Source organism: Amnibacterium kyonggiense (genome assembly GCF_004364555.1).
GTDB lineage: Bacteria > Actinomycetota > Actinomycetes > Actinomycetales > Microbacteriaceae > Amnibacterium > Amnibacterium kyonggiense.
Genome location: NZ_SOAM01000001.1, coordinates 101970 through 115250 on the forward strand (window position 1 = coordinate 101970; position 13281 = coordinate 115250).

A 13281-nucleotide genomic window follows, 5' to 3' on the forward strand; every position below is an offset into this window, starting at 1 on the left:
CTCTTCGTTTCGTAGGACGGCGCGTCCTACGAGACGGAGAGTGGGCGGTGCTGCCTACGCAGCGGGGAATGCGGCGGCGCGGTGGACGAGGGCGTCGTCGCTGTCGCGCGGGCCGACGAGCGCGACGCCGAGGGGCGCGCCGCCGATCTCGAGCAGCGGTGCGGCGAGCGACGGGGCGCCGATGATCCCGGCCACGCAGGTCAGCCGCAGCGTCGCGGTGCGGACGCGGTCCACGGTCGTGGGGTCGGCGGTGGTCTGGGGCGCGACGGACGCGGCGGCGGGCAGGAGGAGGATCACGCCGTCGACGGCCCGCTCGAGGCGTGCGCGGTGCGCCTCGAGGTCCGCCCGGGCGCGCGCCGCCTCAGCGGCGTCGATGCGGGAGGCCGCGAGGAACCGGTCGGCCACCGCACCCGAGACCGCGCCGGGGTGCGCGGTCAGCCACGCGCCGTAGGAGGCCCAGGCCTCGGCCGCCTGCACGACGCGAAACGCCTCCTGGGCCGCCACGAGGTCGCCGAGGTCCGTCTCCTCGACCTCGAGCGAGCGGGTCCAGCGGAGGAAGGCCTCCCGCACCGGCGCCTCGAGCGCCTCGAGGGCGCGCGGCGCGATCGCGAAGCGCTCCGGCGCGGCGACGGCGGGCGCGCCGATCGCGGAGACGCGGGAGCACGCGGCGAGCACCTCGCGGTCGCGGGTGAGCCACCCGACGGTGTCGAAGCGCGGCGCGAGCGGCAGGAGGCCGTCGCGGGGCACCCGACCGTGGGTCGTGCGCAGGCCCCAGAGCCCCTGGTACGACGCGGGCACGCGGATCGAACCGCCCGTGTCGGTGCCGAGCCCGACGTCGGCCTGCCCGAGCGCGACCGCGGACGCGGGGCCGTTCGACGAGCCGCCGGGGAGCCCGCCGGGGACGCGGGCGTTCGGCGGGGTGCCGTAGTGCGGGTTCGCGCCCGCGATCGAGTACGCGAACTCGTCCGTCCGCGCGATGCCGGTCAGGTCCGCGCCGGCGTCGAGCAGCACCTGCACCGCGGGCGCCGTGGCCGGCTCGGTCCGGGCCGCCGCGAGGTAGGCGGGGACGCCCGCACCGATCGGCCGGCCGGCGACGGCGAAGAGGTCCTTCACGGCGACGCGACGGCCGGCGAGCGGCCCCGAGCCGGCGCCGGCCACGAGCGGCGTACCGACCTCCCGCCAGACGCGACCGTCGACGGCGGGCGCGGGAGCCGCGACGTGCGCGACGAGCACCTGCCAGCCCGCCGGACCGAGCCGCCACACCTGGGTCTGCTGGCCGCGGCCGCCCGTGCGCGGCTCGACCACGGCGACGACGGCGGCCGTGGTCGCGTCGAGCACGCGCACGTGCACCGCCACGACCTGGCGCTGCGGCGCGCCCCCGCGGCCTCGGCGGAACGCCGCGATCGCGTCGTGGCCGACGAGCAGTCCGCCGGCGTCGCCGCGCAGCGTCCAGGGTCCCTCGGCGAACAGCGCGTCGAGCGTCGGCACATCGTCGGCCATGAGGGCGTCCTCGTAGCGCCAGAACGCGTCGAGGAGCCCGTCCGGGACGGCGGCGTCCGCATGGACGGCGGCGCTGCGCACGGGATCAGGCATCGAAGTCGGCGATCCGGATCTTCGCGTGCACGCCCTTCACCAGGTCGACGACCTGAGAGATGTCGAAGTCCGTCGCAGCGGAGAGGTAGGCGAGCGCGTTCGAGCGGTCCATGCCGAAGCGGGCATGCAGCAGCTCGATGGCGGCCCGCACCGCGTGCTGCACCGCCTCGTCGAGGTCCTCGCTGAGCCCCGTCGGCACGAGGTACTCGGGCGTGACGACGAGCGGCCCCGTCACGACGCCGTACGCCTCGAGCGCCTGGGATCGGGGGACGACGGAGAACCGGAGCGTCGCGCGCAGGGAGGCCTCCATCGCGGTGAGTGCGACCTCGCCGTCCCCCTGCGCGAAGTGGGGGTCGCCGACGTAGGCGAGCGCGTCGTCGACCTGCACCGGCAGCAGCAGCGCGGTGCCCTCGACGAGCAGCTTCACGTCGATGTTGCCGCCGTGCGCGCCGGGCGGGACGGAGTGGGGGCGCGCACGGCCGGCCACGGCGACGCCCATGATGCCGAGGAACGGCGCGAGCGGGAACCGGGCGACGGCGTCGGATCCGGCACGGCGCGGCAGCACGCCGGCCCAGCCGTCGTCCCGCTCCTCGACGGCCGCGAAGACGCTCACCGCGTCGGGCCCCTCCGGGTACTCGCCGGGCAGCGCGCCGCGGCCGTGGCGGTTGGAGACGACCCCGTACGGCACCCGGGGCTCGAGCTCCAGCACGTCGATCCGGAGCAGGTCGCCGGGCCGGGCACCGCGCACCGCGATCGGACCGGTCACGACGTGCGGCCCGTCGGCCTCGTCGTGCACGCGTTCGGCGGCGATGCGGACCGCGTCCTCGAGCACGAGCTGCGGCGGCACGCCCTCCCGCGCGAAGAAGGCGAGCGGGTCCTGGCCCTGGTCGGGCAGGAGGCCCTCGTGGGACAGCGTGTCGACGGTGACGACCGCTCCCGATGCGACGGAGAGCACCGGCTCGTCGTCGGCGCACGGCAGCCGCCCCCACAGCACCGTCTCCGGCGTGGAGGGCAGGTAGGTCTCGGCGTCGCTTCCGGGCTGGACGGCGGTCCAGCTGGAGAGGTCGAAGCGCATGGCACCTCCCGGGGTCGCGACAACGGTATCCGCTGGTCGTGCGCCGCCAATACGCTGGGAGCGTGCACCGGTCGGGGGCGACGGCGATCTCGTCGCCCATCGCGACGCCGGTGCGGGACGCGCGGGAGGCGTGATGCTCCGCGATCAGGATCGCCTGCACCTCGGGCTGATGCTCGTGCTCACGTTCTCGACCGGCGTCGTCGACGCGATCGGCTACCTCGGCCTCGACAAGGTGTTCACGGCGAACATGACCGGCAACGTCGTGATCCTCGCGATGGGGCTGACGGGCCAGGACGGCCTGCCGATCGTCGGGCCGATCGTCGCGCTCGCGGGCTTCGTGGTCGGCGCCGCCGTCGCGGGCCGGTTCCTCCGGGGCGTTCCGAAGGGCTGGCACCGCCGGGACACGGTGGTGCTGTCGGTCGTCGCGGCCCTGCTGCTCGTCGCGCTCATCCCGACCGCGTTCATCACGGAGACGCCGGCACCCCCCGAGCTCGGCCTTCCCGTCACCGCGCTGCTGGCGATCGCGATGGGCATGCAGGCCGGCGCCGCCCGGCACATCGCGGTGACGGACGTCACGACGGTCGTCATCACCTCCACCCTCGCCGCGCTCGCGTTCGACTCGCGCCTCGGTCGCCGCATCGGCCAGACGTGGTTCCGCCGGCTCGCGGCGGTCGTCCTGCTCGCGCTCGGCGCCCTGTCCGGCGCGGCGCTGCTCCTCGTCGCGTTCTGGCTCGGCCTCGCGCTCGCCGCGATCCTGCTCGTCGTCGTCGCGGTCCTCGGCGCGCTGGGCGGCCGGGCGGCGGCGAAGGGGGCGGCGGACCCCGCTTAAGTAGAGTGCAGCGAGCCGCCGGGACGCGTCCCGCGCGGAAGCTCCTTCGGAAGGCTGGTTCGTGAGCGGCGTCGTCACCCTGACCCCTGCCCCGGTGCTCGACCGCACCTACCTCGTCGCGTCCATGGCGCCCGGGAAGGTGAACCGGGCCGTGGAGGTCCACGAGTACATGAGCGGCAAGGGACTGAACGTGTCCCGCACGCTGCACGTCGCCCGCCGCCCGACCGCGGCGGTGATGCCGATCGGGCGGGACGACGAGCACCTCCTGTTCCGCACGCCGTTCCCGCACATCCTGCGGATCATGCCGATCCAGGGACGCATCCGCGTGAACACCGCGATCGTCGAGGACGGCGGCCGCACCACGAACGTCAACCAGTCCGCGATCCCGATGTCGACCACGGACTGGGAGCGGGTCGTCGACCTCACGGTCGAGCAGATCCAGGAGATGGACGCCGACTGGCTCTGCGCGTCCGGCACCCACCCGTTCAACAGCGACACCGGCGACTACGTCGACATGACGAGGCTGTTCGAGCGCGCCCGGGAGGCGGGCGCACGCGTCGCACTCGACACGAGCGGCGTGCCCCTCGACCGGCTCGTGACGAGCGGGCTCGTGAACCTCATCAAGCCGAACGCGGACGAGCTCGCGAACCTGGTCGGTCGCAACCTGACGACCATCGGCGAGGCGCTGGAGGCGGGCCGCGAGCTGAACCGCGGCGGCGTCGAGGTCGCGCTCGTGTCCCTCGGCGCGGACGGCGCGCTCGCGATCACGGCCGACTCGGCCGTGTGGGGCGCGGCGGTCGCTCCCCAGCTCGTGAACACGACCGGCGCCGGCGACGCGACCCTCGCGGGCTTCCTCGGCGACTCCGTCGACGACGACGGCGGCCTGGCCCTCGAGCGCGCGCTCGCGACGGCGGTCTCCTGGGGCGCGCTGGCGGTCTCGCTGCCGACGACGCTCATCACGGGGCTGGAGGACGCCCCGGAGCCGACGGTCAGCACCCCGGACCCCGAGCGCGTCCTGCTCGAGGCCACCCACCTGACGAAGAAGTAGCGCGGCCCGTTCACCGATACGGAGATCCGGAGGCCCGGATCTCCGTATCGGTGAACCGTCAGGCGGGCTGGGGGGCTCCGGCGTCCGCCGGCGCGGGATGCGACGAGGAGACGGCGGGCTGCTCGACCGGCAGCTGCACCGTGAAGACGGTCGCACCGGGCTCGGAGGCGACCGAGACCGTCCCGTGGTGCGCCTGCACGACCGCGCTCACGATGGAGAGGCCGAGGCCGGTGCTGCCCGTCGTGCGCGCCCGGGAGGAATCGCCGCGCACGAATCGGCCGAACAGCTGCGGCCGCAGCTTCTCCGGGATGCCGGGACCGTTGTCCCGCACCCGCGCGACCACGTGACCGTCGCGCGGCTCGGCGAGCTCGAGGGTCACCCGCGTGCCCGCAGGCGTGTGGACGCGCGCGTTCGTGAGGAGGTTGGCGAAGACCTGCTGCAGCTTCGCCTCGTCGCCGCGGACGACGACGGGCTCCTCCGGCAGGTCGAGCTCCCAGTCGTGGTCGGGGCCGGCCGCGTTGGCGTCGCTCAGCACGTCGACGAGCAGCCGCGAGAGGTCGACCTCGGTCGTCGTGAGCTCGCGCTCCGCGTCGAGCCGGGCGAGCAGCAGCAGGTCCTCGACGAGGCTCGTCATCCGCATCGCCTCGGACTCGATGCGGCCGATGTTGTGCTGCACGTCCTCCGTCAGATCCCCGCCGAAGCGGCGCGTCAGCTCCGCGTAGCCGCGGATGGACGCGAGCGGCGTGCGCAGCTCGTGACTCGCGTCGGCGACGAAGTTGCGGACCTTGTCCTCGCTCGCCTGCCGCACCGCGAGGGCCGACTCCACGGAGTCGAGGAGGTTGTTCAGCGCGGACCCGACCTGCCCGACCTCCGTGTGCGGGTTCGTGTCCGTCGCCGGCACGCGCTCGGGCAGCTCGACGTCGCCCCGCTCGAGCGGAAGAGCCGCCACGTCGGAGGCGATCGCCGCCACACGACGGAGCGGCCGCAGGGCACGCCCGACGACGAGCGCGCCGAGCAGCCCGGCGAGCACGACGGCGAGCAGCACGACGATCGCGATGGGCGCGAGGACGGCTGCGATCTCCGCGTTGAGGATGCTGGACGGCTTTCCCACCACCAGCACGCCGCCGGAGGGATCGGTCGTCGCCACGATGCGGTAACTCGCTCCTTCGAGCTCCGCATTCCCGACGACCCCCTGACCTCGTTGCGCCGATCCGGAGTCCGAATCGGCGCTCCGCCGGAGCGCGGTCAACTCGTCCGGGTCCAGATCGATCGGTTGGTTGGCCGAGGAGATCGCCGACCCGAGCGCCGTGCCGTCGGGTTGGAAGTAGGCGACGACCGTCCCCTTGTCGACGCCGAACTGGCCGATGACGACCTTTCCGGTACGGGCGATCGCACCGGCGACGCCCTGTGAGGTGCTCGCGAGCTGCTGGTCGAACTGGCTGACGTAGCTCTGCCGGATGACGAACGACATCACGCCGCCGACGAGGATGCTCGTCGCCGCCACCAGGACCACGGTGAGCGCGATCAGACGTGAGCGCAGCGTCCAGCTCGAGAACTGCATGGAGGACCTCGATGCGGCGGAGGGTCTACTCCGCCGCCTTCAGCATGTACCCGGCGCCGCGCACCGTGTGGATCATCGGCTTGCGACCGGCGTCGATCTTCCGGCGCAGGTAGGAGATGTAGATCTCCACGACGCTGGACTTGCCGCCGAAGTCGTAGTTCCACACACGGTCGAGGATCTGGGTCTTCGACAGGACGCGGCGCGGATTGCGCATCAGGTACCGCAGCAGCTCGAACTCCGTCGCCGTGAGGTCGATCTGCTCGCCGTCGCGGGACACCTCGTGGCTGTCCTCGTCGAGCACGAGGTCGCCGACGACGAGGCGTGGGTCCTCCTCCTCGCTCGCGGTGAGCATCGAGCGGCGGATGAGGCCGCGGAGGCGCGCGACGAGCTCCTCCAGGCTGAACGGCTTCGTGACGTAGTCGTCGCCGCCGGCGGTCAGGCCGTTGATGCGGTCCTCGAGCGAGTCCTTCGCGGTGAGGAACAGCACCGCGGTCTGCTGGCCGTCCTGCCGCACGCGCGACAGCACCTGCATCCCGTCGATGTCCGGCAGCATCATGTCGAGCACGATCGCGTCGGGGCGGAACTCGCGGGCGAGCGCGAGGGCGCGCCGGCCGTCCGCGGCGGTCTTGACCTCCCAGCCCTCGTAGCGGAGGGCCATCTGGAGGAGATCGGTGAGCGTGGGCTCGTCGTCCACGACGAGCACGCGGATCGGGCTCCCGTCCGGATGCTTCAGGCGGGGACGGCTCTGGGGAGCGGCATCGGCAGCGGCAGGTCGGGTCATGGACACCACTCCAGAGAAGCGCAGCTTCCTATGAGGCGCATGAGGAGGACTCATGCACTTCTTGGGAGACGCCGATGCGGCCCGCCGCGGGTCGAGGTCTCGACGGCGACCCGTCCTTGTTCCACAGCGTTGATCCCGCCGTAACAGTGCGGAATCACTCGCCCGGTGGAATTGGTCCCCTGCACGAGCCCGATCGGGACGGACCGGAGGCACGATGACACTCCACGGGGAGGTCGCTGTCGCGGCCCCGTCGGCGACCGGCGGCACGATGCGGGCCGCCGTGCTCGATCGATTCGGCGACGCGGGCGCGCTGCGCGTGATCGACGTCGCGCGGCCCGTCCCGGTCGTGGGCGAGCTGCTCGTGCGCGTCGTCGCCGCGGGCGTCAACCCGATCGATCTGAAGACCCGGGCCGGCGGCGGCGAGGCCGCCGGCGTCGCCGGCTTCCCCGCGGTGCTCGGCTACGACTTCAGCGGCGTCGTGATCAGCGCGCCCTACGAGGCGTTCCGGCTGCAGCCGGGCGACGAGGTGTTCGGCATCAGCAACGCGCCGCGTGCGACCGGCAGCTTCGCGGAGTACCTGACCGTGCCGGCCCAGCAGGTCGCGTCGAAGCCGAAGATCCTCTCGCACGCCGAGGCCGCGGCGGTGCCGCTCGCGGCGCTCACCGCATGGGGCGCCGTCGTCGAGCTCGCGAAGGCGCACGAGGGCCAGCGGATCCTCATCCACGCGGGAGCCGGCGGCGTCGGCCACCTCGCCGTGCAGTTCGCCGCCTACTTCGGCGCGCACGTCATCGCGACCGCATCCGGACGGAACACGAACTGGCTGCGCGAGCTCGGCGCGAGCGAGACGATCGACCACACGACGAACCGCTTCGAGGACGTCGTCGCGGAGGTCGACACCGTCATCGATCTGGTCGGCGATCAGCAGGACCGAACCGGGCCCCGCTCGCTCGACGTCCTGCGGCCCGGCGGTCTCCTGGTCAACGTGCCGAGCGGCAGCTGGCCGACGCTGATGGACGACGCGCGACGGGCGGGCGTGCGCGCCACGTCGTACCGGATGGTGCCGGACGCCGCGACGCTCGCGGTGATCGGCCGCCTCATCAACTCCGGCGACGTGCGCGTGTCGGTGCAGGAGGTCTTCCCGCTCGACCGGATCGCGGACGCCCAGCGGCTGCTCGAGGCCGGCCACGTGCGCGGCAAGGTCGTCGTCCAGGTCGCCGACTACTGAGACGCCGAACGGCGGGCCTCCGAGGAGACCCGCCGTTCTGTCAGCGTGTCCGTCGTCATCCGCAGCGCACGGTGTTCATGAACAGCGTGCGCTGCGCTACGACACAGGCTTCGATCCGCTCGCGGATCGAAGACCATCAAACGAGTGCGGCGACGTCCAGGGGGATGCCCGGGCCGAAGGTCGTGGAGACCGACGCCTTCTGGATGTAGCGCCCCTTCGCAGCGGAGGGCTTCAGCCGGTTCAGCTCGTCGAGCGCCGCCTTGAAGTTCTCGCTCAGCGCCTGCTCCGAGAAGCCGGCCTTGCCGACGACGAGGTGCACGTTGGAGTGCTTGTCGGTGCGGAACTCGATGCGACCACCCTTGATCTCGGACACGGCCTGCGCCGCGTTCGGGGTCACGGTGCCGGTGCGCGGGTTCGGCATGAGGCCGCGCGGGCCGAGGACGCGGCCGAGACGGCCGACCTTGCCCATCATGTCCGGCGTCGCGACCGCGGCGTCGAAGTCGGTCCAACCGCCCGCGACGCGGGCGATCAGCTCGTCGCCGCCGACCTCGTCGGCGCCCGCGGCGATCGCGGCCTCAGCGGCCGGGCCGATCGCGAACACGATGACGCGGGCCGTCTTACCGGTGCCGTGCGGGAGGGAGACCGTGCCGCGCACGATCTGGTCCGCCTTGCGCACGTCGACGCCGAGCTTGAACGCGACCTCGACCGTGGAGTCGAACTTCGCCGACCCGGTCTCCTTCGCGAGCGTCAGGGCCTCGTCGGCCGAGTAGAACTTGCCCTCTTCGATCTTGGCGGCCGCGGCGCGGTACGCCTTGCTCTTCTGTGCCATGGTGTCCGCCTCCTACTGCTCGACCGTGATGCCCATGGACCGCGCGGTGCCGGCGATGATGTTCGCGGCGGCCTCGAGGTCGTTGGCGTTCAGGTCCGGCTGCTTGGTCTGGGCGATCTCGCGCACCTGGTCGCGGGTGAGGCGACCGACCTTGGCGGTGTGGGGCGTGGAGGAGCCCTTGGCGACGCCCGCGGCCTTCTTGATCAGCTCGGCGGCCGGCGGGGTCTTCAGGACGAACGTGAACGTCCGGTCCTCGTAGACGGTGATCTCCACCGGGACGACGTTGCCGCGCTGCGACTCGGTCGCGGCGTTGTACGCCTTGCAGAATTCCATGATGTTGACGCCGTGCTGACCGAGCGCGGGCCCGATCGGGGGCGCCGGGTTGGCGGCGCCCGCCTTGATCTGGAGCTTGATCAGGCCGGTCACCTTCTTCTGGCGAGCCATGTTTCCTTCTCTCTCGAAGACGCGGGCGGATGCCGCACGTCTGCTCCCACCTCCGTGCCCGTGCACGGCGTGGTACCGCGGCCGAAAGGCCGACGGACGATCTTACGCCACTGAACGGGGCCACCCCCGTCCATCGACTCAGAGCTTGGTGACCTGGTCGAACGAGAGCTCGACCGGCGTCTCGCGCTCGAAGAGGGAGACGAGGACGGTGAGCTTGCCGCTCTCCGGCTTGATCTCGGAGATCGTGCCGGGGAGGCCCGCGAACGAGCCCTCCTTGATCGTGATCGTCTCGCCGGTCTCGAAATCGACCTCGGCCGGGATCGGCTGGCGAGCCGTCGCGCCGCGGGCGCCCTTGGCCGCGCCGGCGCCGGACTTCGCCGGGGCCTCGGCGACCTGGACGGTGCTCTTCAGCATCTCGAACGCCTCGTTGAAGCGCAGCGGGGTCGGGTTGTGCGCGTTGCCGACGAAGCCGGTGACGCCCGGCGTGTGGCGGACGAGCGACCACGACTCCTCGTTCAGGTCCATGCGGACGAGCACGTAGCCGGGGATGCGCACGCGGTTCACCAGCTTGCGCTGGCCGTTCTTGATCTCGACCACGTCCTCCATCGGGACCTGGACCTCGTAGATCGCGTCCTCCTGGGCGAGCGTCGTCTTGCGCTGCTCGATGTTCTGCTTCACGCGCTTCTCGAAGCCCGCGTAGGAGTGGATGACGTACCACTTGCCGAGCTTGCCGCGCAGCTCCTGCCGGAAGGCCTCGTACGGGTCGACCTCGACCTCGTCGTCCAGCTCGTCCTCGGCCACGTCCGCGGCGATGCCCTCCGCGACGGTCTCCCCGTCACCGGTGGCCGCGGCCTCCTCGAAGGCTTCGTCACTCTCGTCGTCGGTCGCCTCGGCGGCGGCCTCGTAGTCGGCGGGGTCGTGCACCTCGAGCGCCTCGTCGACGGCGCGGTCGGCAGCGGGGTCCGCCGCCTCCTCGATCGCCTCGAGCTCCTCCTCGAAGTCCTCGTCGTCGTCGTCGACCGGGCTCAGGCGGTCGCCCTCGACGGCCTCCTCGAGCTCCTCCTCCCGGCTGGGGAGGTGGGAGTCGTCAGCGAGCGCCAGCTCGGGGTCGCCCTCGTCGGGGCCGGCGTTCTGCTCGTACTCGGGCTCGAGGTCGAGCTCGTCGCGGTGGGACTTGGCCACGGTTCTTCGCGTTCCTTCTGGATCGATGACGGCGGGGTTCGCCTCGTCGGGCGTCGCCCGCATGGGTGCGCGGGCGGGCGGCGCTGCCGTGCGGCGGCGCCGGGGGTCAGCTGGTGCCGGCGAACACCCACACCACGAGGGCGCCGAACCCGAGGTCCAGCACGTACACGATCGCCATCATGACGACGACGAAGCCGAGCACCACCCCGGTGTAGGTGATGAGCTCGCGCCAGGTGGGGGTGACCACCTTGCGCAGCTCGGCGACGACCTGCCGGAGGAACAGGGCGATGCGGGCGAACGGACCACGACGTGCCTGCCGCTCGAGCCGCGCCACCGCGACGACGTCCTCGCCGGGCTCGTCGAGCACTCTGCGCGCCACCTGGGTCCTCCTCTCGCCGCTGTTCTCCTGCCGAACACGGCCCCGGAGGGGCCGCCTTCGCAGGGCGGACAGGACTCGAACCTGCAACCTGCGGTTTTGGAGACCGCTGCTCTACCAATTGAGCCACCGCCCTAGGGCTGCTCGCGGATCGGGTGCGCGCAGGCGCGCTCCGTCCCCACGGGCGCCGCAAGTGTAGCAGCGGCCCCGCCGGGGACCGCGGGCGCCACGGTCAGAGACCGACGCTGCCCTGCATGATGCCGCCGTCGACGACCACGGTCGTCGACGTCATATACGACGCCCTGCCCGACGCGAGGAACACCACGACGTCGGCGATGTCGCTCGACTCGGCAAGGCGCCGGAGCGGGATCGCGTCCTTCAACTCGCCCAGCTTCTCCGTGTTGCTGGTGGTCGCCGCATTGATCGGCGTGTCCACCGCGCCCGGCGCGACGTTCACCATCCGGATGCCGTGCGGCCCGAGCTCGACGCCCGCGGTGCGGGTCAGCATCCGCATGCCGCCCTTCGAGACGCAGTAGGCGATGTTGCCGGGCATCGGCCAGTCCTCGTGCACCGAGGAGATGTTGATCACGAGGCCGCCGTCGCCCTGCTCGATGAACCGCTTCGCCGCGGCCTGCGAGGCGAAGAACGCGCTCTTCATGTTCACCGCCATGACCTTCTCGTAGTCCTCCTCGGTCGTGTCGAGCAGCGACTGCCGGGTCTCGATGCCCGCGTTGTTGACGAGCACGTCGAGCCGCCCGAAGGAGTCCACCGCCGTCCGCATCATGCGGTGGAGGTCGTCCGCCTTCGAGATGTCGGCCTCGACCCCGACCGCCTCCCCGCCCGCGGCCTCGACCTGCGCGATCAGCTGCGTCGTCGCGTCCTCGTGCGCGACGTAGTCGACGACGACGCTCGCGCCCTCCGCGGCCATCGCCAGCACGATCGCCTTCCCGATGCCGGAGTTGCCCCCGGTCACGACGATCGACTTCCCCTCGAGCAGCATCTCCGCCTCCATCCGCCGCGCACGGTCGCGCGTCGCACGCGAGCGTGCGCCGTCCCGCCTGAACCCGACCCGTACGCGTCCCGCGTCGCTACGCTTGGGCAGCGTGCCTCGCACCGCTCCCGCCCCGATCTCCCCGCGCATCGCCGCCATCGCCGAGTCCGCGACCCTGAAGGTCGACTCGAAGGCGAAGGCGCTGAAGGCCGCCGGCCGCCCGGTCGTCAGCTACGCGGCGGGCGAGCCGGACTTCGACTCGCCGCAGCACGTCGTGGAGGCCGCCGAGCGCGCGGCCCGCGACCCGCGCAACCACCACTACACGGCGGCCGCCGGCCTGCCCGAGCTCCGCGAGGCGATCGCGGCGAAGACGCTCCGCGACAGCGGGCTCGAGGTCTCCCCCGCGCAGGTGATCGTCACGAACGGCGGCAAGCACGCCGTCTTCCAGACCGTGGCGACCCTCGTCGGCGACGGCGACGAGGTGATCATCCCCGCGCCGTACTGGGTGACGTACCCGGAGGTCGTGAAGCTCGCGGGCGGCGTGCCCGTGGAGGTCTTCGCCGGCGCGGACCAGGAGTACAAGGTCACCGTCGAGCAGCTCGAGGTGGCCCGCACCCCGCGGACGAAGCTCCTCGTCTTCGTCTCGCCGTCCAACCCCACGGGCGCGGTCTACACGCCCGAGGAGACCCGGGCGATCGGCGAGTGGGCGCTCGAGCACGGCATCTGGGTGATGACCGACGAGATCTACCAGAACCTCGTCTACGACGGCGTGCGCGCCGTGTCGATCGTCGAGGCGGTGCCGGACCTCGCGGACCAGACGGTGCTCGTGAACGGCGTCGCGAAGACGTACGCGATGACGGGCTGGCGCGTCGGCTGGATGATCGGGCCGGCCGCGGCGATCAAGGGCGCGAACGACCTCCAGTCGCACCTGTCCTCGAACGTGAACAACGTCGCGCAGCGCGCCGCGATCGCGGCCCTCACCGGACCGACCGAGCCGATCGAGGCGATGCGGCAGGCGTTCGACCGCCGCCGGTCCGCGATCGTCTCCGGCCTGAACGCGATCCCGGGCTTCCGCACGCCGACGCCGCAGGGAGCGTTCTACGTCTACCCCGACGTCACCGCGCTGCTCGGTCGCGAGTGGGGCGGCACGACGCCGACGACGACGCTCGAGCTCGCCGACCTGCTGCTCGACCGGCTCGAGGTCGCCGTCGTGCCGGGCGAGGCCTTCGGCCCCTCCGGCTACCTGCGGCTCAGCTACGCGCTCGGCGACGACCAGCTCGCCGAGGGCGTCTCCCGCCTGGCCGACTTCTTCGGCTGACCTCCCGGCTCCGCAGCTCCTCCGGGTCG

13 protein-coding genes and 1 tRNA gene are annotated in these 13281 nt (G+C 72.4%); 4 read left to right on the top strand and 10 right to left on the bottom strand.

The window, feature by feature from the left end; translation table 11 throughout:
* Window positions 1-54: 54 nt before the first annotated feature.
* Window positions 55-1593 carry an AtzH-like domain-containing protein gene (locus CLV52_RS00585; RefSeq protein WP_133763894.1) on the bottom strand — a complete coding sequence of 513 codons (1539 nt, stop codon included), beginning with the start codon at window positions 1591-1593 and terminating at the stop codon, window positions 55-57.
* Window positions 1586-2668 carry an acetamidase/formamidase family protein gene (locus CLV52_RS00590; protein ID WP_133763896.1) on the bottom strand — a complete coding sequence of 361 codons (1083 nt, stop codon included), beginning with the start codon at window positions 2666-2668 and terminating at the stop codon, window positions 1586-1588. Before CLV52_RS00590 ends, CLV52_RS00585 begins: the two co-directional genes overlap by 8 nt.
* 133 nt (window positions 2669-2801) lie before the next feature.
* Here CLV52_RS00590 and CLV52_RS00595 point away from each other — a divergent pair, with 133 nt between their 5' ends.
* Together CLV52_RS00595 and CLV52_RS00600 are read left to right on the top strand one after the other, a co-directional pair.
* A complete protein-coding gene (locus CLV52_RS00595) occupies window positions 2802-3497 on the top strand; it encodes a YoaK family protein (protein WP_133763898.1) in 696 nt (231 codons plus the stop codon).
* Window positions 3498-3558: 61 nt separating this feature from the next.
* Complete coding sequence (locus tag CLV52_RS00600; protein ID WP_133763900.1) at window positions 3559-4545, top strand: 1-phosphofructokinase family hexose kinase; 987 nt, start codon at window positions 3559-3561, stop codon at window positions 4543-4545.
* Window positions 4546-4603: 58 nt separating this feature from the next.
* Here CLV52_RS00600 and CLV52_RS00605 read toward each other — a convergent pair whose 3' ends face one another.
* Together CLV52_RS00605 and CLV52_RS00610 are read right to left on the bottom strand one after the other, a co-directional pair.
* Window positions 4604-6106 (bottom strand): sensor histidine kinase, encoded by a 1503-nt coding sequence (locus CLV52_RS00605; RefSeq protein WP_133763903.1) that lies wholly within the window; start codon window positions 6104-6106, stop codon window positions 4604-4606.
* Between the two features lie 25 nt (window positions 6107-6131).
* Entirely contained in the window at window positions 6132-6887 is a 756-nt protein-coding gene (locus tag CLV52_RS00610) for a response regulator transcription factor (RefSeq protein WP_133763905.1), read from the bottom strand.
* A 214-nt stretch (window positions 6888-7101) separates the two neighbouring features.
* On the opposite strand from CLV52_RS00610, the gene CLV52_RS00615 reads away from it, so the two are divergent.
* Window positions 7102-8112 (top strand): NADP-dependent oxidoreductase, encoded by a 1011-nt coding sequence (locus tag CLV52_RS00615; protein WP_246017850.1) that lies wholly within the window; start codon window positions 7102-7104, stop codon window positions 8110-8112.
* Between the two features lie 136 nt (window positions 8113-8248).
* Here CLV52_RS00615 and rplA read toward each other — a convergent pair whose 3' ends face one another.
* From rplA to CLV52_RS00645, 6 genes are all read right to left on the bottom strand, one after another.
* The gene (rplA, locus tag CLV52_RS00620; RefSeq protein WP_133763907.1) at window positions 8249-8941 is read right to left on the bottom strand and encodes a 50S ribosomal protein L1; all 693 of its coding nucleotides are present in this window, start codon (window positions 8939-8941) and stop codon (window positions 8249-8251) included.
* A 12-nt stretch (window positions 8942-8953) separates the two neighbouring features.
* Entirely contained in the window at window positions 8954-9385 is a 432-nt protein-coding gene (gene rplK / locus CLV52_RS00625; protein ID WP_133763909.1) for a 50S ribosomal protein L11, read from the bottom strand.
* Window positions 9386-9523: 138 nt separating this feature from the next.
* Complete coding sequence (nusG, locus tag CLV52_RS00630) at window positions 9524-10567, bottom strand: transcription termination/antitermination protein NusG (RefSeq protein ID WP_162850655.1); 1044 nt, start codon at window positions 10565-10567, stop codon at window positions 9524-9526.
* 106 nt (window positions 10568-10673) lie between these two features.
* Window positions 10674-10946 carry a preprotein translocase subunit SecE gene (secE, locus tag CLV52_RS00635; RefSeq protein WP_133763913.1) on the bottom strand — a complete coding sequence of 91 codons (273 nt, stop codon included), beginning with the start codon at window positions 10944-10946 and terminating at the stop codon, window positions 10674-10676.
* Between the two features lie 60 nt (window positions 10947-11006).
* Window positions 11007-11079, bottom strand: a tRNA-Trp gene (locus CLV52_RS00640).
* Window positions 11080-11175: 96 nt separating this feature from the next.
* Complete coding sequence (locus tag CLV52_RS00645; RefSeq protein WP_246017852.1) at window positions 11176-11955, bottom strand: glucose 1-dehydrogenase; 780 nt, start codon at window positions 11953-11955, stop codon at window positions 11176-11178.
* 91 nt (window positions 11956-12046) lie between these two features.
* On the opposite strand from CLV52_RS00645, the gene CLV52_RS00650 reads away from it, so the two are divergent.
* Window positions 12047-13252 (top strand): pyridoxal phosphate-dependent aminotransferase, encoded by a 1206-nt coding sequence (locus CLV52_RS00650; protein WP_246017854.1) that lies wholly within the window; start codon window positions 12047-12049, stop codon window positions 13250-13252.
* Window positions 13253-13281: the final 29 nt, after the last annotated feature.

Bases quoted from the DNA above. Each gene is read 5' to 3' on its own strand.
- CLV52_RS00585 (WP_133763894.1), bottom strand. From the start codon at position 1,593: ATGCCTGATCCCGTGCGCAGCGCCGCCGTCCATGCGGACGCCGCCGTC.
- CLV52_RS00590 (WP_133763896.1), bottom strand. From the start codon at position 2,668: ATGCGCTTCGACCTCTCCAGCTGGACCGCCGTCCAGCCCGGAAGCGAC.
- CLV52_RS00595 (WP_133763898.1), top strand. From the start codon at position 2,802: ATGCTCCGCGATCAGGATCGCCTGCACCTCGGGCTGATGCTCGTGCTC.
- CLV52_RS00605 (WP_133763903.1), bottom strand. From the start codon at position 6,106: ATGCAGTTCTCGAGCTGGACGCTGCGCTCACGTCTGATCGCGCTCACC.
- CLV52_RS00610 (WP_133763905.1), bottom strand. From the start codon at position 6,887: ATGACCCGACCTGCCGCTGCCGATGCCGCTCCCCAGAGCCGTCCCCGC.
- CLV52_RS00615 (WP_246017850.1), top strand. From the start codon at position 7,102: ATGACACTCCACGGGGAGGTCGCTGTCGCGGCCCCGTCGGCGACCGGC.
- rplA (WP_133763907.1), bottom strand. From the start codon at position 8,941: ATGGCACAGAAGAGCAAGGCGTACCGCGCCGCGGCCGCCAAGATCGAA.
- rplK (WP_133763909.1), bottom strand. From the start codon at position 9,385: ATGGCTCGCCAGAAGAAGGTGACCGGCCTGATCAAGCTCCAGATCAAG.
- CLV52_RS00645 (WP_246017852.1), bottom strand. From the start codon at position 11,955: ATGGAGGCGGAGATGCTGCTCGAGGGGAAGTCGATCGTCGTGACCGGG.